Below are 20,675 nucleotides of genomic sequence, written 5' to 3' on the forward strand. Positions count from 1 at the left end.
GTGCCCTGGAGACCTCACATGCCTGACTTCTCTGGCTTGCCGCTGGTGATCGAACCGAGCGACTTGCTCTCTCGTCTCGACGCCCGCGAACTGATCCTGGTGGACCTGACCAGCAGCGCGCGCTATGCCGCAGGGCATATCCCCGGTGCACGCTTTGTCGATCCGAAACGTACGCAACTCGGCCAGGCGCCAGCGCCTGGGCTGATGCCGCCGCAAGCGGCACTCGAAGCACTGTTCGGTGAGTTGGGACATAACCCTGACGCGGTCTACGTGGTTTATGACGACGAAGGCGGCGGTTGGGCCGGACGCTTTATCTGGCTGCTGGATGTCATCGGCCACAGCAAGTACCACTATGTCGACGGTGGGCTGACCGCCTGGCTGGCAGAAGGTTTTCCCATGTCGATCCAGATCCCGCCTGCCGTTGGCGGTCCGGTTGCACTGACCTTGCACGACGAACCCACCGCCACCCGCGAGTATCTGCAAAGTCGCCTCGGTGCAGCCGACCTGGCGATCTGGGACGCGCGCGGGCCGCTGGAGTTTTCCGGTGAAAAAGTGCTCGCGGCCAAGGGTGGACACATTCCCGGCGCGGTCAATTTCGAATGGACCGCGGGCATGGACAAGGCGCGCAACTTGCGCATTCGCACCGACATGCCGCAGATCCTCGAACAACTCGGGATCAGCAAAGACAAAGAAGTGATTACCCACTGCCAGACTCACCATCGCTCTGGCTTCACCTATCTGGTGGCCAAGTCCCTCGGTTATCCGCGGGTCAAAGGCTACGCCGGCTCCTGGGGCGAATGGGGCAACCATCCCGATACCCCCGTAGAGAATCAAGGTTTTTAAGGACAGTTAATGAACAAGCGTCTGTTTATCGTCAGCCAGTACCTGTTGCCCCACAACCTGCTCTCGCGAATGGCCGGCTGCATCGCCGAATGCCGCGTGCGCTGGTTCAAGAATGCCTTCACCGCCTGGTTCGCCCAGCGTTACCAGGTGAACATGTCCGAGGCCCTGGTCGAAGACCTCACCGCCTACGAGCACTTCAACGCCTTCTTTACCCGGGCCTTGAAAGAAGGCGCCCGCCCACTGGATGAAACACCGGGCGCGATCCTCAGCCCGGCCGACGGCGCGATCAGCCAGCTCGGCCCGATCGAGCACGGCCGTGTGTTCCAGGCCAAGGGCCACAGCTTCAGCGTGCTGGAACTGCTCGGTGGCGATGCGGCGAATGCCGCGCCGTTCATGGGCGGTGATTTCGCGACCATTTACCTGTCGCCAAAGGACTACCACCGCGTGCACATGCCGCTGGCCGGCACCTTGCGCGAGATGATCTACATTCCGGGCCGTCTGTTCTCGGTCAACCAGACCACCGCTGAAAACGTGCCGGAACTGTTCGCACGCAACGAGCGTGTGGCGTGCATTTTCGACACCGAGCGCGGGCCGATGGCCGTGGTGCTGGTGGGCGCAATGATCGTGGCCTCGATCGAAACCGTGTGGGCCGGGCTGGTCACACCGCCGAAACGCGAACTGAAAACCTTCCGTTACGACGAAGCCGCCCGCGCGCCGATCCACCTGGAAAAAGGTGCGGAACTGGGCCGCTTCAAGCTGGGTTCGACCGCTGTCGTGCTGTTCGGGCCGGATCAGGTGAAATGGGCTGAAGAGCTGGCGGCGGGTTCGCCGGTGCAGATGGGCCAGGGTATGGGCCTGCCAAAGGCCTGACAGACCCCGTTACTGTAGGAGCGAGCCTGCTCGCGATGAACCGGAGAACGACGCGGGCATTCAGTATCCCCGCGTCATCGTTGACGACCATCGCGAGCAGGCTCGCTCCTACAGTAGGTGTACGATTTACAGCTGGCCATCCCGATCGCGGAAGCCCAGCAGGTACAGCACGCCATCCAGCCCCAGCGTTGAAATCGCCTGCTTCGCCGACTGCTTGACCAGCGGCTTCGCGCGAAACGCCACGCCCAGCCCGGCAATCGCCAACATCGGCAAGTCGTTGGCACCGTCGCCAACCGCAATGGTCTGCTCCAGACGCAAACCTTCCTTGTGTGCCAGCTCTTTCAGCAGATCGGCCTTGCGCTGCGCATCGACAATCGGCTCGACCGCCACGCCGGTCACCTTGCCATCCACCACTTCCAGCTCATTGGCGAACACGTAGTCGATGCCCAGCTTCGCCTGCAATTGCTTGGCGAAGTAGGTGAAACCACCCGACAGAATGGCCGTCTTGTAGCCCAGGCGCTTGAGTTCGGCGAACAGGGTTTCGGCGCCTTCGGTCAGGCGCAGCGAGGCGCCGATCGAATCCAGCACGCCAACATCCAGCCCCTTGAGCAACGCCAGGCGTTCTTTGAAGCTGGCGCGGAAATCCAGCTCACCGGCCATCGCTCGCTCGGTAATTTCCGACACCTTGTCGCCCACGCCGGCCGCCTTGGCCAATTCGTCGATGACTTCGGCTTCGATCAGGGTCGAGTCCATATCGAAAACCGCCAGGCGACGGTTGCGACGGAACAGCGAATCTTCCTGGAAGGCGATATCGACGTTCAGCTCCTGGGCCACGCTGAGGAATTCGGCCCGCAACGCTTGCGGATCGGCCGCTTCGCCGCGCACGGAAAACTCGATGCAGCCCTTGCCCTTGTCAGCCGGGGTATCCAGCGGCATGCGCCCGGACAGGCGATCGATATGGTCGATGTTCAGGCCATACTTGGCGGTGATCGAACTCACCGCCTGCAATTGCCCGGCAGTCACTTTGCGGGTCAACAGAGTCACGATGTGGCGTTTTTTACCCTGGTTACCGACCCATTGCTGGTAGTCCTCTTCGGACACCGGCGTGAAGCGCACCTGTTGATCAAGTTCATAGCCCTTGAACAGGATGTCCTTGAGTACCGACTTGCCTTGTTCGGTATCAGGAATTTCAACCAGGATGCCGAACGACAGGGTGTCGTGGATCACCGCCTGACCAATGTCGAGAATGTTTACACCACCCTGGGCCAGAACGCCGGTAATGGCCGCAGTCAGACCCGGACGGTCGACTCCCGTGATGTTTATCAGGACGATTTCGCGCAAGGCGCACCCCCGCAGGTGGAAAAAAACCGCATTCTACCCACATTCAGTGACCATCGGGCACCGTGAGCGCTTTGCCGGCCTAGGGCCTGTCGCTATACTGCGCGTCAACTTCACGGACAAAAGAGCCGAGCTCAAGTGAACCGGCCCACGCCAGTAAAAACCGATAACTTCTTTCTGCTGATCTTCCGTGCACTGCGTCACCGCCGTGTACCGATTGCATTGCGCATCGCCAGCCATAACGTGATCCTGGTCGCCCTGGCCCTGGTGATCTATGCCGGTGTGATGGGTTTGCAGTTCAAGCAGGCCATGCACGAGCAGGCAGATGCGCTGGGTGAAAGCCTGACCACGCAGACCGCGACCTCCGCCACCGAGCTGCTGGTGTCCAACGACATCCTCAGTCTCAACGTGCTGCTCAACAACCTGACCAAGAACAAGCTGGTGGCCCACGCCGCCATCTACAGCATGGATAACCGCATCCTTGCCGAAGCTGGCCAGCGCCCCAAGCACGGCCTGCTGGGCGAGGCCGAAGGCATCTATCAGAGCAAGATCACCTTCCAGGACGTGACCGCCGGCCAGTTGCGCATCAGCCTGGACATGGACCAGTTCCAGCAGCCAATGACCATCAGCCTGCAGAGCATGGGCATCCTGAGTGCGATTCTGCTGGCATTATCCCTGGCCTTGAGCTTGCGCCTGGGCCGGCACATCACCACGCCACTCCTGCAATTGCGAGTGTGGCTACGCCGCATCGACGAGCACACCCCGGGCATCGAGCGCCAGGACGAGATCGGCGACCTGGCGCGCCAGTTGCACGCCGACTTCGCGCCGGAACCGGCCGAACCCGAGCCCGTGCCGGAACCCGAGTTCGACGACGATGACGAAGATGCCGAGCCGGGCTTCGAAGTGCGTAACCTGCGCGATCCGAGCTTTGATGAAAGCCGCCCGATGCCCGCGATGAAGGCTGCGCCACGACGCGCTGTCAGCACCGTCGAAGACGATGACGAAGATGCTTTCGCCGACCTGCTCGACGATGCGCCAGACAGCGCATCGAAACCGCTGGCCAAACCCGTGGCACCCAGCGCTCCTGTGCACAGCGCCGTACTCGCCGTACAGCTGGGCTCCCAGGAGCAACTGCGTCGCCTGCCCCGTGCACGCCTGGAAGAACTGCTCAAACGCTACCGCGACTGCCTCGACCAGGCCGCCTCGCTCTATCAGAGCGAACTGCACACACTCAATGATGGCAGCACGCTGATGCTGTTCCACACCGAAGACAGCGGCGATGACTACCTGACCAACGCCATCTGCTGCGGCGAACTGTTGCGGGCATTGGGCCATCAGTTGCAGATCGAAGTCGCCGACAGCGGCATCACCCTGCAATTGCAACTGGGCCTGACGCTGGGCGACGAGTTGTTCGGCCTGAGCCAGATCGACCTGCTGCTGACCGACCCCGCCCAGGACGCCCTGGCGCTGTCGCAACACAGCCGCAACCTGCTGCTGGTGGAGCGCAAGATCAGTGACGATGCACTGATCCGCCAGCGTGCACGTATCCGGCCGATTGCCAGCCCTGAAGGCGCGTGCTGCGTAGAGCGATTGATGGAGCCTTATCCGTCGATGCTTGAGCGGCAGCTTGCGCGGATGCATGAGCGTCGGTCGTAGCCGCCTCGTTATGAAAAAGCCCGCACACGAGTGATCGTCTGCGGGCTTTTTGTTGCCTGTTCTGACCTCATCGCGGGCAAGCCTTGCTCCCACAGGTTCTGTGTCGGACACAAAACCTGTGGGAGCAAGGCTTGCCCGCGATGAGGCCACCAGCAGCACTGAAGGTCCCATCCTGCAGAAACAACAAGGCCCGCATCAATGCGGGCCTTGTTCTGTACCAGTCCGGGCTTAGAAGCGAAACACTTCCATATCCGTGCGAATCGGCGCAGCCATCGGAATCTTCGGCTGCTTTTCAGCCTCTGCCGCAGGCGCCACAGGTTTCGCTGCCGGCTTTTTTGGGGCCTCGGCAATCGGTGGCTGGTTGGCCAGCGGCTTGAGCGCGGTCGACAGCTGTTCGGCAAGTTTCTGCAACAACGCTCCCTGAGCCTGAACCTGGGCAGCCGTGGAGCCTGTGTGCTGTTCTTGCAGATGAATGATGCGGTTGTCACGCACCTGGCCACGGCGGTCGATCAGGCGCCATTGCGCATCGAGGATCGCCGGTTGCTTCTCACCCGAGTCAAGACGGGTGATGGTCAGCAACACCTGAACATCCGGTGTGAAGCCAACGATGGCCGGCGCCAGCACCACGCGCTGGCTATCCAGGCGGCCGGCAACCTGACGCAGCAACAGCTGATCGATGTCCGAGGACAGGCTACCGGCCCAACGACCGTCGGACGAGGCTTGCAGGCTGCCATCAGGCTGACGCTGCAACAGGGTTTCGCGCTGCAGATAGTCAGCAACGGTTACCGGGCCCAGCAAAACTGCCATGCCCGCGCTTTGCGCAGGCGGAACGGGACTTCCACTGTCCAGTTGATACAGCGACACCGGCTGGTGAACGCTGCAACCTGCCAGGCCAAGAACGCCAGCAAGCATCAAAATAAAAGGAAGGCGCAGAGCAGTCATCGTCCCATCCAGGTGATCGCCACAAGGCTGATCACAGTGAAAATACTCAATAAATATGAAGAACGCTCGGCCACGCCGGCGCTTGAAAGGCCATATCATCCGTGAATATGCGTTCCGACTCCAGTGCGAATGCGCCGATCTACGCGTTAAATCGTAGATCGGGCGCTCTAGGACGCCTAATTGAGGTTTTCGACGAGCAGTGCATCTACCCTCTGGAAGCCACGTGGCAACTTGTTACCACGACGCCCACGCTCACCCTTGTAGTGTTCGAGGTCGTCTGCTTTCAGTGACAAGGTACGTTTTCCAGCCTGAAGCACCAATGTGGCGCCATCCGGGATGACGGCAATGTCCGTGACATATTCTTCGCGACTGGCCACACGCTCTCCGGAGATCCCGATGATCTTGTTGCCTTTGCCTTTACCTAATTGTGGCAGATCGCTGATCTTGAAGATCAGCAGGCGACCTTCGGTGGTCACCGAAGCCAGCCAGTTCTGCTCTCGATCGACCACCGGACGCGGCAGGATCACCTTGGCATTGTTCGGCAGGCTCAACAGCGCCTTGCCCGCCTTGTTCTTGGCCTGCAGGTCTTCACCCTTGACCACGAAACCGTAACCGGCGTCGGACGCGATGACGTACAGCGCATCGTCTTCCGGCATCAGCACGCATTCGAAGCTCGCGCCCGGCGGCGGTGTCAGACGACCGGTCAACGGCTCGCCCTGTCCACGGGCCGATGGCAAGGTATGCGCCGCCACCGAATAGCTGCGACCGGTGGAGTCGATGAATACCGCAAACTGGTTGGAACGTCCGGCCGCCAGGGCCTTGAAACCGTCCCCGGCCTTGTAGGAAAGCCCGGTAGCGTCGATCTCGTGCCCCTTGGCGGAACGAACCCAGCCTTTTTCCGACAAGACAACAGTCACTTTCTCGTTCGGCAGCAGATCGTGTTCAGTCAGCGCCTTGGCTTCAGCGCGCTCGACGATTGGCGAACGACGGTCGTCGCCGTAGGTTTCGGCGTCCTTGATCAATTCGGAGCGCACCAGCTTTTTCAGCTTGGCTTCGCTGGCGAGCAAGGCTTGCAGCTTGGCTTGTTCCTTGAGCAGCTCGTCTTGTTCGGCACGCAGCTTCATCTCTTCCAGGCGCGCCAACTGACGCAAGCGAGTGTCGAGGATGTAGTCGGCCTGGATTTCACTGAGGGCGAAACGCTCGATCAGCGCGGCTTTGGGATGTTCCTCGGTACGGATGATATGAATCACTTCATCCAGGTTGAGGTAGGCAATCAGCAAGCCGTCCAACAGATGCAGGCGACGCTCGACCTTGTCGAGGCGGAATTGCAGGCGGCGACGTACGGTCTGCACGCGGAATTCCAGCCACTCGACCAGTAAGGCCCGCAGGTTCTTCAGCTGCGGCTTGCCGTCCAGGCCGATGATGTTGACGTTGACCCGGTAGCTCGACTCCAGCTCCGTGCTGGCGAACAGGTGCTGCATCAGCGCATCGTGGTCAAAGTTTTTGCGTGCCCCCGGAATGATCACGATCCGGCACGGGTTTTCGTGGTCCGATTCATCGCGCAGATCGGCGATTTGCGGTGCCTTGGATGGCTTGGCCTGCATCATCGCGGCGATCTGTTCCAGCACCTTGGCCCCGGACACCTGATGCGGCAGCGCGGTAACAATGATGTCGCCGTCTTCGATGTGATACACGGCACGCATGCGCACCGAACCGCGACCGGTTTCGTAGATTTTCAGCAGGTCGGCGCGCGGCGTGATGATTTCCGCCTCGGTCGGGTAGTCCGGGCCCTGGATATGTTCACAGAGCTGTTCGACCGTGGCCTTGGGCTCATCGAGCAAACGCACGCACGCACTCGCGACCTCGCGCAAGTTGTGCGGCGGTACGTCGGTGGCCATGCCCACGGCGATACCCGTGGTGCCGTTGAGAAGGATATTCGGCAAACGTGCCGGCAACACCAGCGGTTCGTCGAGAGTGCCGTCGAAGTTCGGTCCCCAGTCCGCAGTACCCTGGCCCAGTTCGCTGAGCAGTACTTCCGAATAACGCGACAGGCGCGCCTCGGTGTATCGCATGGCGGCGAAGGATTTGGGGTCGTCCGGCGCACCCCAGTTGCCCTGGCCGTCCACCAGCGTGTAGCGGTAGCTGAATGGCTGGGCCATCAACACCATGGCTTCGTAGCAGGCCGAGTCGCCGTGAGGGTGAAATTTACCCAGCACGTCACCGACGGTACGCGCCGATTTCTTGTGCTTGGAGTCGGCGTCCAGCCCCAACTCGCTCATCGCGTAAATGATGCGCCGCTGTACGGGCTTCAAGCCGTCGCCGATGTGCGGCAGGGCACGGTCCATGATCACGTACATGGAGTAGTTGAGGTAGGCATTTTCGGTGAAGTCAGCCAGCGATCGGCGTTCTACGCCATCTAAGCTGTCTGCAAGGATGTCGCTCATGCGGGCCTCATCGGTTCGTTGTCTGGCGCAGCAGCATGGTGCCACCGCGCTGGGTAAATTCAAGTTTGTTCAGCGCGCTCATACCGAGCAGCACTTGATCGCCATGCAGGCCGGGCGCCACCAGTGCGCGGACATCCCGCAGCACGATGTCGCCCAGTTGCAGGCGTTCGATACGGGTGCGATAGCCCTGGCTCAGGCCATTGGCCGTGCTCAGGGTCACACCGAAACCTTCTTCGAGCTTCAAGCGTTCAGCCAGTTGCGCCGGGATCGCCACATCGGTCGCCCCGGTGTCGAGCATGAAGTCCACCGGCTGACCGTTGATCAGGCCGCTGGCGACAAAATGCCCTTGGGCATTGCCCAGCAGTTTCACTTCGACGAAGCCTTCGCCCTGCTGTGAACTGACCACGGCGTTGGGATTTTGCTGGCGTTGTTCCCATTGACCAAAAAAACGCGTCGCCAGAAACAGCGCAGCACACCAGGCCAGCACCATCAACACCCGACCCGCACGCTTGCCTGGCGCTTGCTGACTCACGGCTTGGCGCCCCAGCCACCGTCAGGTGCGGCAAAGCGCCAGACGATCGGACGGACCTCGCCATCGGCGCGGGCGCCGTTGTTGTTGTCGACGCCGATCCAGGCGCCCTCGGCGTCCACGACCAGCGCTTCTGCCAGCCCAAAGGGTTGTGGATAACGACGATTTTCCTGCAAAGCCTCATCCGCGAACGACCAGCAGCGCTCGACCTTGGCCGTCACCGTATCGCGCCGGCAAATTTGGTAGACATTGCGCTCCAGTGTGAACAACTTGCCATTGAACAGCGCCAGATCGGCGAAATCCCGTGGTCTCGCCCTGGCGCCAGGAAATTGTGCCGGTTGCATTTCCATGCCCGCTTCGCTCAGCAACACACAACCGCCGTCACAGTCCCAGACCGTTTGCTTGCGCTTGATCATCAGCAGACCGCGACCCTCGCGCTCAGCTGCCAGCCATAGCTGATCACCGGCCGGATTGATCGCCAGGCCTTCAAACACTGCATTGAAATGCAAAAGCAGGCCGCTGGCCCTTGCTTCGCGTACCAGCAGTGGAGAAATTTTCAACCACGATGCAGGGCCGGCAGGCGGGATTTGCAGCACTGCCGCGTGGGCCTCGCTGACAACGTAGCGGTTGCCAGCGTTGTCGCAGGTGATGCCTTCGAAATCCAGGTCACCGCCACGGATGAACGATGCCGCCAAGACCCGAACGCGTATGCCCCATGGCAATCCACTGTCTGGCACTGGAGGAACATCGATCCCCACCGCTTGCGCGCGCCAAGTGCCGTCGCCGGTTTCGAGGCGGTAGATCTGATCGTCGTCGCGGTCGGAAACCGTCCACAACTCCTTGCCGCACTGGGCCAACCCGGACAGGTTGCCACCGCGCATACCATCGACGGCATGCTCGGACAACATCCGCAACTGCGGGATCGGCTCGGCGGACACCGTGATCGAGGTCAGCAGCAACGCACACGCCAGGGCAAAGCCCAGACGCATCAGCCCAGTACCTCGGCCAGGTTGCCCTTGGATTCCAGCCAGGTCTTGCGGTCGCCGGCGCGTTTTTTCGCCAGCAGCATGTCCATGATTTCCGACGTTGCTTCGAAATCATCCAGCGTCAGTTGCACCAACCGTCGAGTATTTGGGTCCATGGTGGTTTCACGCAGCTGCGGCGGGTTCATTTCGCCCAGGCCTTTGAATCGAGTGACCTGCGGTTTGCCGCGTTTCTTCTCGGCCACCAGGCGATCGAGGATCCCGTCGCGCTCGGCTTCATCCAGGGCGTAGTAAATCTCTTTGCCGAGGTCGATGCGGTACAGCGGCGGCATGGCGACATAGACGTGACCGGCATCGACCAGCGCACGGAAATGCTGGACGAACAGGGCACAGAGCAAGGTCGCAATGTGCAGACCGTCGGAGTCGGCGTCGGCGAGGATGCAGATCTTGCCGTAGCGCAACTGACTCATATCCGCAGCACCCGGATCGACACCGATCGCCACGGCAATGTTGTGCACTTCCTGACTGGCCAGCACTTCGCTGCCGTCGACTTCCCAGGTATTGAGGATCTTGCCGCGCAACGGCAGGATCGCCTGGAACTCTTTATCCCGCGCCTGCTTGGCCGAGCCGCCGGCAGAGTCACCTTCGACCAGGAACAACTCGGAGCGCATAGGGTCCTGCCCGGCGCAATCGGCAAGCTTGCCCGGCAACGCCGGCCCCTGGGTAATGCGCTTGCGCTCGACCTTCTTGCTGGCCTTCAAACGCCGGCCGGCGTTGTTGATCGCCAGTTCGGCCAGCAGCAGGCCGGTTTCAGGATTGGCGTTGAGCCACAGGCTGAAGGCATCCTTGACCACGCCGGAGACGAACGCCGCCGCCTCGCGGGATGACAGGCGCTCCTTGGTCTGGCCGGAAAATTGCGGTTCCTGCATCTTCATCGACAGCACGAAGGCGACACGCTCCCAGACGTCTTCCGGCGCCAGCTTCACACCGCGCGGCAACAGGCTGCGGAATTCGCAGAACTCGCGCATGGCGTCGAGCAATCCCTGACGCAGACCGTTGACGTGCGTACCGCCCTGGGCGGTCGGGATCAGGTTGACGTAGCTTTCCTGCACCGCGTCGCCACCTTCCGGCAGCCACAGCAGCGCCCAGTCCACCGCCTCCTTGTTACCGGCCAGGCTGCCGCAGAACGGTTCGTCCGGCAGACGCTCGAACTCGCTGACGGCGTCGACCAGATAGGAGCGCAAGCCGTCTTCGTAATGCCACTCGACTTTCTCGCCGGTGGCCTTGTCTTCAAAACTGACCAGCAGCCCCGGGCACAATACGGCCTTGGCCTTGAGCACGTGCTTGAGGCGGCTGATGGAGAATTTCGGCGAATCAAAGTATTTCGGGTCCGGGGCAAAGAACACGCTGGTGCCGGTGTTGCGCTTGCCAACCGTACCGACAACTTCCAGCTCGGTGGCCTTGTAGCCATCCTTGAAGGTCATCTGGTATTCGTTGCCGTCACGCTTTACGCGCACCCGGACTTCAGTCGACAGGGCGTTAACCACCGAAATACCCACCCCGTGCAGACCGCCGGAGAACTGGTAGTTCTTGTTGGAAAACTTGCCACCGGCATGAAGCTTGGTAAGGATCAGTTCGACGCCCGACACGCCTTCTTCGGGGTGAATGTCCACTGGCATGCCGCGGCCATCATCGCTGACTTCCAGCGAGTGATCGGCGTGCAGGATGACCTGCACCGATTTGGCATGCCCCGCCAAGGCTTCGTCGACGCTGTTGTCGATGACTTCCTGGGCCAGGTGGTTCGGCCGGCTGGTGTCGGTGTACATGCCGGGGCGCTTGCGCACCGGGTCGAGGCCCGAGAGGACTTCGATGGCGTCGGCGTTATAAGAGCTAGCGCTGGGAGTGGCCATGGGGTCTCGTCGTCCTTCAGTGAAAAGCTGTTCAGTAAAAAAGGTTCAGTACAAAGGGGCAACGTCGCCCTGAAATCAGAGCGCCGCGAAATCAATCGCCTGATACACATCTGCGCCGATGCCGGCAAAGCTCAGCATGGCGGGAAGCTGTGTGGCGAACCCTTGAAAACCATGGTCGCCACCGGCCTGGATACGCAAGGCGCAAGCCCGGTAATACTGCTGGGCGAGGCGATAGTCCAGCGTTTCGTCCCCGGTCTGCAACCACACCTGATAGCGATGTGGGTCCTGTGGCGCCGGCACTTCCAGCTCGGCAAGGGCCGTCACGTGGTCGTGAGTCAGCTCCCAGGTCTCATCTGTATACAGGTTTTTCTGTGTTCCCAGAAATCCGTCGAACATCCGGTGCGGGCTGACGGCAGGGTTGATCAACAGGGCTTTCAGGCCATGGCGCTCGGCCAGGTGAGTCGCATAGTAGCCGCCGAGCGAGCTGCCGACCAGTAATGGCCGACCGAGCCCGGCGATCGCCTGTTCCAGCTGACCGATGGCCTCACGGGGATGGTGATGCAAAGCCGGCACGCGCAAACGATCGCTCAAGCCCAGCCGTTCCATCACCTGGCTCAACTGAGTGGCCTTTTGCGATGCAGGCGCGCTGTTGAAACCGTGGATGTAAAGGATCGAGCCGGACATGGGGACTCCCTGAGCGTCGGGTAAAGAGACGGAGTTTACAGGGACTTTGTCGCATTGGGTGCCGATGAAATGCGATCCCTGTAGGAGCTGGCTTGCCAGCGAAGGCGGATTTTCAAACAAGACTGATGGTGAACGTGACGGCCTCTTCGCTGGCGAGCCAGCTCCTACAGATAGATGTGTCAGTAGCCGTTGGAGCCGTAATCGACCTGGAAGTCGAACCCGGTGACGCGCTCCACGCCAGTTTCGAACTGGCCATCGGGCAACAGCCGCAGCCAGCGATACCCCGGCGCCTGCTCGCCGACCTTGAAATCGTCGCTGCCCGGCTCGAATTGAATGCAGGTCGAAGGCGAAGCCATCAGACGCACATCGTTACGCATTTGATCGATTTCCTGATGCACATGCCCCCACAGCACGGCACGGACTTGCGGAAAACGATCCAGTACGTCGAAAAAAGCCTCCGGGTTGCGTAATCCGATAGGCTCCATCCACGCACAGCCGATCGACACCGGGTGATGGTGAAAACACACCAGGTGATGCCGCTCAGGCGCCTCGCTCAACGAGCGGGCCAGCAACTGCAACTGCTCGTCCTGCAAATACCCCGGTACCGAGCCCGGCACCGCCGAATCGAGCAACGTGACCCGCCAGTTGCCGATATCCACTACCGGTTCCAGCAACGCACTTTGCACCGCGGCTTCGGCCATGATCCGCGGTTCGTCGTGATTGCCGGGAATCCAGCGTGTCGGCGCATCAAGCTGTCGGGTCAGCTCTCGAAACTGTTGATAGGACTCCAGCGTGCCGTCCTGGGACAGATCCCCGGTTGCCAGGATCAGATCAATGCAGGGTTGCTGCGCGCGCACCAGCTCGATGACTTTTTGCAGACTGTCGCGGGTATTCATGCCCAGCAGCGTGCCGTCTGCCTCTGCAAACAGGTGGCTGTCGGACAGTTGCACCAGCAACGCCGGATCGGCGGTGGTCAATGCGGATACGCTCGACAAATCGTTCTCCCAGGGCGCGATCACGAGAATGAAGGAATGGCGCAATTATGCTGGGGGATGCTCGAAAGGGGAAACCTGCGAACCTGACGCAGTTCACAACTAACGTACGACTTCGTACTCATGCCCCAGCGCCAGGCAATGGCTCAGCCATTCGCCCAGAAACATGTTCAGCTGGGCTTTTTCGTCGGGCTGGTGCATCGAGGCGTTCGGGTAAGGATAGATCCCGCGAAAGCGTCGTGCATGCTCGGCACTGACCACTTCGGCCATGCAGGCATCGTGATAGACCTGAACTTCCAGTTGCGGCACCGGCAGCCAGGGCAGGCTGTGTTCCTGGCGCACTTGCAGGGTCGTGGTGTACGGACAGACTTGCAGCACCTCCAGCGCCAGCACGCCGAGCATCTGCTCGCCGTGGGTCACGGCGATGCGCCGCGCCGCCGGCTCGCTGCGCATGTCCGGCAGCAGTCGCATCAGGCGCGCGTAGTTCGCCTCGCAGGACGCTTGCAGCCCCACCAGATCCACCCGATAGCGATCGCGCAGCTTGTTTACGACCATAACCCCCTCACTTCAACGCGATTCAAAGCCAGCCACTGCAAGGCAATGATGCTGGCCGCGTTGGAAATACGTCCGTCGCGTACGGCTTGCAAGGCATCTTCAAAAGCCCACACCGTGACGCGGATATCTTCTGCCTCTTCCTCCAGCCCATGCAGGCCGCCGACCCCGGTTGTCTCGCAACGCCCCAGGTACAAATGCACGAACTCATTACTGCCGCCCGGCGATGGAAAATACTTGGTCATCGGCCATAGCGCCCCGAATACAAGCCCAGCTTCCTCCTGCCCTTCGCGGTGAGCAACTTCTTCCGGCACTTCTTCCCTATCGATCAGACCAGCGACCAGTTCGATCAGCCACGGATTGTCGGTCTTGCCCATGGCGCCAACGCGAAACTGCTCGATCAACACCACTTCGTCGCGCTGCGGATCGTAGGGCAGCACACACACTGCATCGTGACGGACAAACAATTCACGATGGATTTCACGACTCATGCCCCCGGCGAACAATTCGTGACGCAAGTGCAAACGATCGAGCTTGTAGAAGCCCTCGAAACACTTTTCGCGCCGAACGATATCGATAGCGGTCGGAATGGCGTTGGCAAAATCGGTCATGACAATCCTCGTTACTTCACATCCGTTACGAGGCTCCAGCCTCGACTTCGCGCCATCCTAACGCGCCCGTGACGTTTGATGCAGCCCCTTTCCCGTCAGCGGGATAGACGGTGAGGACGAAACCCACTCTAATTAGCTTAGTGGCGAACTGACTGCTCCGTTAAGAGTCGAAGCGGGTAACTTTTTGCCTTTCCCTGTTTTATGAAGGACACCCATGTCGCTTTTTAAAATCGCTTCCATGGCCGCCATCGCCCTGACCCTGGGTGCCTGCCAGAGCCTGTTCCAGCCCAACTATCGAGCGCCGCTGGAAACCACCCGCGACGCTTCCGAACAGCTCAAGCCTGGCTGCACGGACCAGGATTGCCCGCTGGTGAATATCGACACCGTGCACTTCCCCGCCGAGCCTGCGCTTGACGGCATCATCGAAAAACGGCTGCTGCAAATGACCCGCACCTCGCCCGACGCCCCGGCGGCGCCGACGCTGGCAGCCTATCGAGAGCAGTTCTTGCGCAACGCGGGCCCGCGCAATAGCAGCTACTTGCAAGCGAAAGTACGCGAACAGCATGACGGCTTGGTGATTGTGGAGTTGTCCAGTTACCTGGACACCGGCGGCGCCCATGGCACGCCGGGTCGAGGCTTCATCAACTATTCACGCCAACAGCATAAGGTGCTGACGCTGTCGGACATGCTGGTGCCGGGCCAGGAAGAAGCCTTCTGGAAAGCGGCGCAGGTGGCGCACAACAGTTGGCTGATCAGCACCAAGCTCGATCAGGAACCGGAGTTCGTGAAGAGCTGGCCATTCCAGAAAACCCAGAACGTGGCGCTGACCTACGGTGGGGTGATCCTCAAGTACGAAACCAGCAGCATTGCGCCTTACGCGCTGGGTCATGTCGAACTGAAGATCCCCTACCCTCGCCTGAACGGCATCCTCAAGCCCGAGCTGTTTCCCGGCCGTAACTGAAGGCCCGACCCAACACCAACTGTAGCAGCCCTGCCAGGACCAGTGCCGGCAGGGTGGCGCCGACATCCGGATACAGGTTGGCCAACAGATGATAGGTGCTGATCCCGCCCAGCCAGGCAAGCAGTGCCGGCCAGCGCAGTGCAGCTGAGGCAACCTGGCCACTGCGCTTGCGCAAGATGAAGTGATCCACCAGCACCACGCCGAACAGCGGCGCGAACACCGAACCGATCAACAACAGGAAGTTCTGGTACTGAGCCAGGGGCGCCAGCAAGGCGATCAGGGTGCAGACCACGCCGATGGCCAAGGCCAGGTGCTCGACCTTCAAGCGCAACAGAATCCCGCTGGAGACTGCCGCCGAGTGAATATCGGCAAAGGCGTTTTCCGATTCATCCAGCAAAATCAGCAGCAGCGGAATCCCCAGCCCGGCACCGGCCAGCGCCAACAGCAAGGCATTGACTTCACCGCTCGGCGCAAACGCCAGGGTGTAGGCCACGCCCAGGCTCATCAACCAGAAATTACCGATGAAGAAGCCGATCGCGGTGCCACCGAAGACGTTTTTCGCGCGCTTGCCGAAACGCGAGTAGTCGGCGATCAGCGGCAACCACGACAGCGGCATGGCAATGGCAATGTCAAAGCCCACGGCGAACGGCATCGAACCGTCACCGGCTTGCGCCCATAACGCCGCGAGATCAGCCTTGGCGAACAGGTTCCAGGTCAGCCAGATGCAGGCGGCCAGCAACAGCCAGATGCCCCACTTGCGCAGGATCTGCCGCACGAAGGTCAGCGGACCGCTGACGGCCAGCAGGGTCGCCAGTGCGCCGAAGAACAGCGTCCACAGCACCGGATTGGACAACAGGCTGCCTTCGCTGAAGGCACGGGCGCCGAGCAGACTGGCGGCATCGCGCATGACGATGATTTCGAACGAGCCCCAACCGATCAATTGCAGCAGGTTCAGCACCGCCGGCAGGCTCGCGCCCCTGGCACCAAGGCTGAGCTTGAGCGCGGCCATCGACGACAGGCCGGTGTCGCTGCCGATCACGCCGACCGAGGCTAGCAGCAAGACGCCGACCAGCGTGCCAAGGAAAATTGCCAGCAACGAGCCGGACAGGCCAAGACCGGGTGCGAGCAAGGCACCGGTCTGCAGGACCATCAGGCCGATGCCGAGGGAAAACCACAGGGAAAACAGATCGCGGCCGCCGAACACACGTTTGTCGGTCGGCACCGCGATATCGGGGGAGTAAGTGCTGGGTTGAATGCTCAAGGGTGTTATCTCAGAGGAACATTTGTTGTTTTTTTGATCAGCGCAAATCCCGTGGGAGCAAGGCTTGCCCGCGATGGCGATCTCAAAAACGCCATCGCGGGCAAGCCTTGCTCCCACAAAAAGCAGCGCCAGTCTTGAAAGAATGGCGCTGCAGGCCAGATCAAACTTTCTGGTACAGCTGACTGCCTTCCTGCTTGAAGCGCTCGGCCTGTTCGGCCATGCCCTGGGCGACGTCCACGTCGACCGCTTCGATCCGTTGGTTGGCCGCGTATTCGCGCACTTCCTGGGTGATTTTCATCGAGCAGAATTTCGGCCCGCACATGGAGCAGAAGTGCGCGACCTTGGCCGAATCCTTCGGCAGGGTTTCATCGTGATACGAACGGGCGGTGTCCGGATCGAGGCCCAGGTTGAACTGGTCTTCCCAACGGAACTCGAAGCGCGCCTTGCTCAGTGCATTGTCGCGGATCTGCGCGCCCGGATGCCCCTTCGCCAGATCGGCGGCATGCGCGGCGATCTTGTAGGTGATGATCCCGGTCTTCACGTCATCCTTGTTCGGCAGGCCCAGGTGCTCCTTCGGCGTCACATAGCAGAGCATGGCGCAACCGAACCAGCCGATCATCGCCGCACCGATGCCGGAGGTGATGTGGTCGTAGCCCGGCGCAATGTCGGTGGTCAGCGGGCCGAGGGTGTAGAACGGCGCCTCGTCGCAGCATTCCAGCTGCTTGTCCATGTTCTCCTTGATCAATTGCATCGGCACATGACCCGGGCCTTCGATCATGCACTGCACGTCGTGTTTCCAGGCAATCTTGGTCAGCTCGCCGAGGGTTTCCAGCTCGCCGAACTGCGCTTCGTCGTTGGCGTCGGCAATCGACCCCGGACGCAAGCCATCGCCCAGCGAGAAGCTGACGTCGTAGGCTTTCATGATTTCGCAGATGTCTTCGAAATGCGTGTAGAGGAAGTTCTCTTTGTGATGCGCCAGGCACCACTTGGCCATGATCGAGCCGCCACGGGAAACGATGCCCGTCACGCGTTTGGCGGTCATCGGCACGTAGCGCAGCAGCACGCCGGCATGGATGGTGAAGTAGTCGACGCCCTGCTCGGCCTGCTCGATCAACGTGTCACGGAACAGCTCCCAGGTCAGGTCTTCGGCAACACCGCCGACTTTTTCCAGGGCCTGGTAGATCGGTACGGTGCCGATCGGCACTGGCGAGTTGCGGATGATCCACTCGCGGGTTTCGTGAATGTGCTTGCCGGTGGACAGGTCCATGACCGTGTCCGAACCCCAGCGAATGCCCCAGGTCAATTTCGCCACTTCTTCTTCGATGGACGAACCCAGTGCGCTGTTGCCGATGTTGCCGTTGATCTTCACCAGGAAGTTACGGCCGATGATCATCGGTTCCAGTTCGGTGTGGTTGATGTTGGCCGGAATGATCGCGCGACCGCGGGCGATCTCGTCACGGACAAATTCAGGAGTGATGATTTTCGGCACGCTGGCGCCGAAGCTGTGGCCAGCGTGCTGCTGGTCCAGCAGGCCGGCGGCGCGGGCCACTTCCAGCTTCATGTTTTCGCGGATGGCGACGTATTCCATCTCGGCGGTAATGATGCCTTTGCGCGCGTAGTGCATCTGGCTGACGTTGGCCCCGGCCTTGGCGCGGCGCGGGTTATTGACGTGGGCGAAGCGCAGCTTGGTCAGCTCCGGATCGGCGAGGCGCTCCTGGCCAAAGTTCGAGCTCAAACCGCTCAGGCGTTCGGTATCGCCACGGGACTCGATCCAGGGCGAGCGCACATCTGCCAGGCCTTTGCGCACATCGATGATGACATTGGGGTCGGTGTACGGGCCCGAGGTGTCGTACACCACCACCGGCGCGTTGACTTCACCGCCGAAGTCGGTCGGCGTCACGTCCAGGCTGATTTCGCGCATCGGCACGAGGATGTCCGGGCGGGTGCCCTGAACATAGATTTTTTGCGAGCGGGTAAACGGCTGAACCGATTGCTGGTCGACCTTGGCCGAGTCACTCAGGTTGGTGGCGATTTTTGCTTTTGTGGTCATCACGGGCTCTCCAGACAGCATCCAGGCAGTGGAATTTTGTCGGAGCGAACCTGTAACGAATGGACGCACGTGAACTGGGAAAACCAGCTGTGCTGTGCTCAGTGCTCGAGGGGTGTTCGATTGTCGAACAACATCCCGGACGAAGCACAAGAGGACTCGCCGGGTGACGAGAAATCTTGTTCCCTACGCAGGCGCTAACCTGATCAGGTTCAACGGGATCCGAAATTATTCGATCTCAGCCTCATAGCAAGGCACCCCGACAAGAACGTGGCCAGTCTAGACATAACTGGCAAAGAACGCCAACACCGCTGCAAACACCATGATGAATGGCGCAATTACCGGGAACGGCAGGATTGTTGCCGAACGAACGCACAACTACACTCGCAACGGCCATGCTGCACGTTGACGCTGCCTGTGCCGCGCCGTAGCCTTGGCGCTCAAATTATCAGTGTAATTTTCTAGGGATCGCCTCATGCTGCGCAAACTCTCACTGGCCGTTGCCGTGTCTTGTGCGTCCAATGGAATGGCCTGGGCAGCAGAAGCGCCCTTATCGACCAAAACCGACCTGGTCAGCGTCTACCAGGAAGCGGTGGACAATAACGCCGACCTGGCCGCCGCCGTTGCCCAATACGGCGCCCAGAAAGAAGTCGTGCCCCAGGCCCGTGCCGGGTTGCTGCCCAATCTGTCCGGTGGTGCCAATGTAGCCAGTGTGCGCACTGCGGTCGACCAGCCTTCGCTGACCACCAACCGTGATGCCCATTCGTATCAGGCGACTCTGGCCCAGCCACTGTTCCGCGCCGACCGCTGGTTCCAGTTCCAGGCGGCCAAGGATGTGAATGAACAGGCGGCCCTGCAACTCTCGGCCACCGAGCAGAACCTGATCCTGCAAACCGCCAACAGCTATTTCAACGTGCTGCGCAGCCAGGACAACCTGGCCTCGACCAAGGCCGAGGAAGCTGCGTTCAAGCGCCAGCTCGATCAGTCCAATGAACGCTTCGATGTCGGCCTCTCGGACAAGACTGACGTACTGAACTCCCAGGCCAGCTACGACACCGCGCGGGCCAACCGCATCGTTGCGCAGCGTCAGGTGGATGATGCCTTCGAAGCCCTGGTCACCCTGACCAACCGGCGATACAACTCGATCCAGGGTATCAGCCACAATCTGCCGATCCTGCCGCCGGCGCCGAACGACGCCAAGGCCTGGGTCGAAACGGCTGCCAGGCAGAACCTCAATCTGTTGGCCAGCAACTACGCGGTCAGTGCTGCCGAGCAAACCCTCAAGCAGCGCAAGGCCGGCCACGCACCGACCCTCGATGCGGTGGCGAAATACGAGAAAGGCGACAACGACGCACTGGGTTTCAGTAACCCGAACAACCTTCCCCAGGCGTATGGCGGCAACGTCGAGCAAACCACCGTGGGCCTGCAACTGAGTATTCCGATCTACAGCGGCGGCCTGATCAATTCCCAGGTGCGTCAGTCGTACGCCCAACTGGACCAGACCGAGCAGCAACGCGAATCCCTGCGTCGGTCGATCGTGGAAAATACCCGCGACCTGCACCGCGCGGTGAACACTGACGTCGAGCAGGTGCAGGCGCGCAAACAATCGATCATTTCCAACCAGAGTGCGGTGGAAGCGACCGAAATCGGCTATCAGGTGGGGACACGAAACATCGTCGACGTGCTGGATGCGCAGCGTTCGCTGTACACCTCGGTGCGCGATTACAACAACACGCGCTACGACTACATCCTCGACAACCTGCGCCTGAAGCAGCAGGCCGGCACGTTGAATCCTGGCGATTTGCAGGACCTGGCACGTTGGCTCAAGCCTGACTACAACCCGGACAAGGACTTCCTGCCACCGGACCTGGCCAAGGCGGCGGCTGAACAACTCAAAGCCAGACCCTAAAAGAACCTGTAGGAGCAAAGCTTGCTCGCGATGGCGTCCTTGAGATCGCTATCGCGAGCAAGCTTTGCTCCTATGGGATTTGCGTACACCGCATTGTCGAGGCTTGATGCAAAACCCGTGGGAGCAAGGCTTGCCCGCGATGG

17 protein-coding genes and 1 riboswitch are annotated in these 20,675 nt (G+C 60.8%); of the genes, 5 read left to right on the plus strand and 12 right to left on the minus strand.

Features of this window, described 5'->3' with window-relative positions; genetic code table 11:
- Positions 1 to 18 precede the first annotated feature (18 nt).
- Together GPL81_RS03410 and asd are read left to right on the plus strand one after the other, a co-directional pair.
- Positions 19 to 843 (plus strand): rhodanese-like domain-containing protein, encoded by an 825-nt coding sequence (locus tag GPL81_RS03410; protein WP_160105204.1) that lies wholly within the window; start codon positions 19 to 21, stop codon positions 841 to 843.
- Positions 844 to 852: 9 nt separating this feature from the next.
- On the plus strand, positions 853 to 1,713 hold the full coding sequence (asd, locus tag GPL81_RS03415) for an archaetidylserine decarboxylase (RefSeq protein ID WP_160105205.1): 861 nt from the start codon (positions 853 to 855) through the stop codon (positions 1,711 to 1,713).
- A 126-nt stretch (positions 1,714 to 1,839) separates the two neighbouring features.
- Here the strand turns inward: asd and serB are convergent, their stop codons facing one another.
- A complete protein-coding gene (serB, locus tag GPL81_RS03420; RefSeq protein ID WP_095192149.1) occupies positions 1,840 to 3,054 on the minus strand; it encodes a phosphoserine phosphatase SerB in 1,215 nt (404 codons plus the stop codon).
- Positions 3,055 to 3,189: 135 nt separating this feature from the next.
- On the opposite strand from serB, the gene GPL81_RS03425 reads away from it, so the two are divergent.
- On the plus strand, positions 3,190 to 4,707 hold the full coding sequence (locus GPL81_RS03425) for an AhpA/YtjB family protein (protein WP_160105206.1): 1,518 nt from the start codon (positions 3,190 to 3,192) through the stop codon (positions 4,705 to 4,707).
- A gap of 228 nt (positions 4,708 to 4,935) precedes the next feature.
- Here GPL81_RS03425 and GPL81_RS03430 read toward each other — a convergent pair whose 3' ends face one another.
- From GPL81_RS03430 to GPL81_RS03470, 9 genes are all read right to left on the minus strand, one after another.
- Complete coding sequence (locus GPL81_RS03430; RefSeq protein ID WP_160105207.1) at positions 4,936 to 5,649, minus strand: PqiC family protein; 714 nt, start codon at positions 5,647 to 5,649, stop codon at positions 4,936 to 4,938.
- Between the two features lie 176 nt (positions 5,650 to 5,825).
- On the minus strand, positions 5,826 to 8,093 hold the full coding sequence (gene parC / locus GPL81_RS03435; RefSeq protein WP_160105208.1) for a DNA topoisomerase IV subunit A: 2,268 nt from the start codon (positions 8,091 to 8,093) through the stop codon (positions 5,826 to 5,828).
- A gap of 7 nt (positions 8,094 to 8,100) precedes the next feature.
- Positions 8,101 to 8,625 carry a retropepsin-like aspartic protease family protein gene (locus GPL81_RS03440; protein ID WP_160105209.1) on the minus strand — a complete coding sequence of 175 codons (525 nt, stop codon included), beginning with the start codon at positions 8,623 to 8,625 and terminating at the stop codon, positions 8,101 to 8,103.
- A complete protein-coding gene (locus GPL81_RS03445) occupies positions 8,622 to 9,611 on the minus strand; it encodes an esterase-like activity of phytase family protein (protein WP_160105210.1) in 990 nt (329 codons plus the stop codon). Before GPL81_RS03445 ends, GPL81_RS03440 begins: the two co-directional genes overlap by 4 nt.
- Positions 9,611 to 11,515: a DNA topoisomerase IV subunit B gene (gene parE, locus GPL81_RS03450; protein ID WP_160105211.1), complete on the minus strand. Its 1,905-nt coding sequence runs from the start codon at positions 11,513 to 11,515 to the stop codon at positions 9,611 to 9,613. The genes GPL81_RS03445 and parE overlap by 1 nt, the downstream gene beginning before the upstream one ends.
- Positions 11,516 to 11,590: 75 nt before the next feature.
- Positions 11,591 to 12,199: a YqiA/YcfP family alpha/beta fold hydrolase gene (locus GPL81_RS03455; protein ID WP_160105212.1), complete on the minus strand. Its 609-nt coding sequence runs from the start codon at positions 12,197 to 12,199 to the stop codon at positions 11,591 to 11,593.
- 179 nt (positions 12,200 to 12,378) lie between these two features.
- Positions 12,379 to 13,194, minus strand: a complete 816-nt coding sequence (cpdA, locus tag GPL81_RS03460) for a 3',5'-cyclic-AMP phosphodiesterase (RefSeq protein WP_160105213.1) — start codon at positions 13,192 to 13,194, stop codon at positions 12,379 to 12,381.
- Between the two features lie 99 nt (positions 13,195 to 13,293).
- On the minus strand, positions 13,294 to 13,746 hold the full coding sequence (locus GPL81_RS03465) for a DUF1249 domain-containing protein (RefSeq protein ID WP_034148716.1): 453 nt from the start codon (positions 13,744 to 13,746) through the stop codon (positions 13,294 to 13,296).
- Complete coding sequence (locus tag GPL81_RS03470; protein ID WP_096513719.1) at positions 13,737 to 14,354, minus strand: NUDIX domain-containing protein; 618 nt, start codon at positions 14,352 to 14,354, stop codon at positions 13,737 to 13,739. The genes GPL81_RS03465 and GPL81_RS03470 overlap by 10 nt, the downstream gene beginning before the upstream one ends.
- Before the next feature lie 214 nt (positions 14,355 to 14,568).
- On the opposite strand from GPL81_RS03470, the gene GPL81_RS03475 reads away from it, so the two are divergent.
- A complete protein-coding gene (locus tag GPL81_RS03475) occupies positions 14,569 to 15,315 on the plus strand; it encodes an RsiV family protein (protein ID WP_160105214.1) in 747 nt (248 codons plus the stop codon).
- On the opposite strand, the gene cytX is transcribed toward GPL81_RS03475, so the two are convergent.
- Positions 15,284 to 16,576, minus strand: a complete 1,293-nt coding sequence (gene cytX / locus GPL81_RS03480; protein WP_160105215.1) for a putative hydroxymethylpyrimidine transporter CytX — start codon at positions 16,574 to 16,576, stop codon at positions 15,284 to 15,286. The genes GPL81_RS03475 and cytX overlap by 32 nt on opposite strands.
- Before the next feature lie 160 nt (positions 16,577 to 16,736).
- A complete protein-coding gene (gene thiC / locus GPL81_RS03485) occupies positions 16,737 to 18,626 on the minus strand; it encodes a phosphomethylpyrimidine synthase ThiC (RefSeq protein WP_160105216.1) in 1,890 nt (629 codons plus the stop codon).
- 163 nt (positions 18,627 to 18,789) lie between these two features.
- Positions 18,790 to 18,895: riboswitch (TPP riboswitch) on the minus strand.
- A 203-nt stretch (positions 18,896 to 19,098) separates the two neighbouring features.
- Between thiC and GPL81_RS03490 the strand changes: the two genes are divergently transcribed.
- Positions 19,099 to 20,532, plus strand: coding sequence for a TolC family outer membrane protein (locus GPL81_RS03490; RefSeq protein ID WP_096513723.1), 1,434 nt, complete (start codon positions 19,099 to 19,101; stop codon positions 20,530 to 20,532).
- The last annotated feature ends 143 nt before the right edge of the window (positions 20,533 to 20,675 follow it).

Origin of the sequence: Pseudomonas izuensis (assembly GCF_009861505.1) — a bacterium.
Taxonomy (GTDB): Bacteria; Pseudomonadota; Gammaproteobacteria; order Pseudomonadales; family Pseudomonadaceae; genus Aquipseudomonas; species Aquipseudomonas izuensis.

What these genes read in the sequence shown, in the direction of transcription:
- GPL81_RS03410 (WP_160105204.1), top strand. Translation starts at nt 19, where the DNA reads ATGCCTGACTTCTCTGGCTTGCCGCTGGTGATCGAACCGAGCGACTTG.
- asd (WP_160105205.1), top strand. Translation starts at nt 853, where the DNA reads ATGAACAAGCGTCTGTTTATCGTCAGCCAGTACCTGTTGCCCCACAAC.
- GPL81_RS03430 (WP_160105207.1), bottom strand. Translation starts at nt 5,649, where the DNA reads ATGACTGCTCTGCGCCTTCCTTTTATTTTGATGCTTGCTGGCGTTCTT.
- parC (WP_160105208.1), bottom strand. Translation starts at nt 8,093, where the DNA reads ATGAGCGACATCCTTGCAGACAGCTTAGATGGCGTAGAACGCCGATCG.
- GPL81_RS03445 (WP_160105210.1), bottom strand. Translation starts at nt 9,611, where the DNA reads ATGCGTCTGGGCTTTGCCCTGGCGTGTGCGTTGCTGCTGACCTCGATC.
- parE (WP_160105211.1), bottom strand. Translation starts at nt 11,515, where the DNA reads ATGGCCACTCCCAGCGCTAGCTCTTATAACGCCGACGCCATCGAAGTC.
- GPL81_RS03455 (WP_160105212.1), bottom strand. Translation starts at nt 12,199, where the DNA reads ATGTCCGGCTCGATCCTTTACATCCACGGTTTCAACAGCGCGCCTGCA.
- GPL81_RS03465 (WP_034148716.1), bottom strand. Translation starts at nt 13,746, where the DNA reads ATGGTCGTAAACAAGCTGCGCGATCGCTATCGGGTGGATCTGGTGGGG.
- GPL81_RS03470 (WP_096513719.1), bottom strand. Translation starts at nt 14,354, where the DNA reads ATGACCGATTTTGCCAACGCCATTCCGACCGCTATCGATATCGTTCGG.
- GPL81_RS03475 (WP_160105214.1), top strand. Translation starts at nt 14,569, where the DNA reads ATGTCGCTTTTTAAAATCGCTTCCATGGCCGCCATCGCCCTGACCCTG.
- thiC (WP_160105216.1), bottom strand. Translation starts at nt 18,626, where the DNA reads ATGACCACAAAAGCAAAAATCGCCACCAACCTGAGTGACTCGGCCAAG.
- GPL81_RS03490 (WP_096513723.1), top strand. Translation starts at nt 19,099, where the DNA reads ATGCTGCGCAAACTCTCACTGGCCGTTGCCGTGTCTTGTGCGTCCAAT.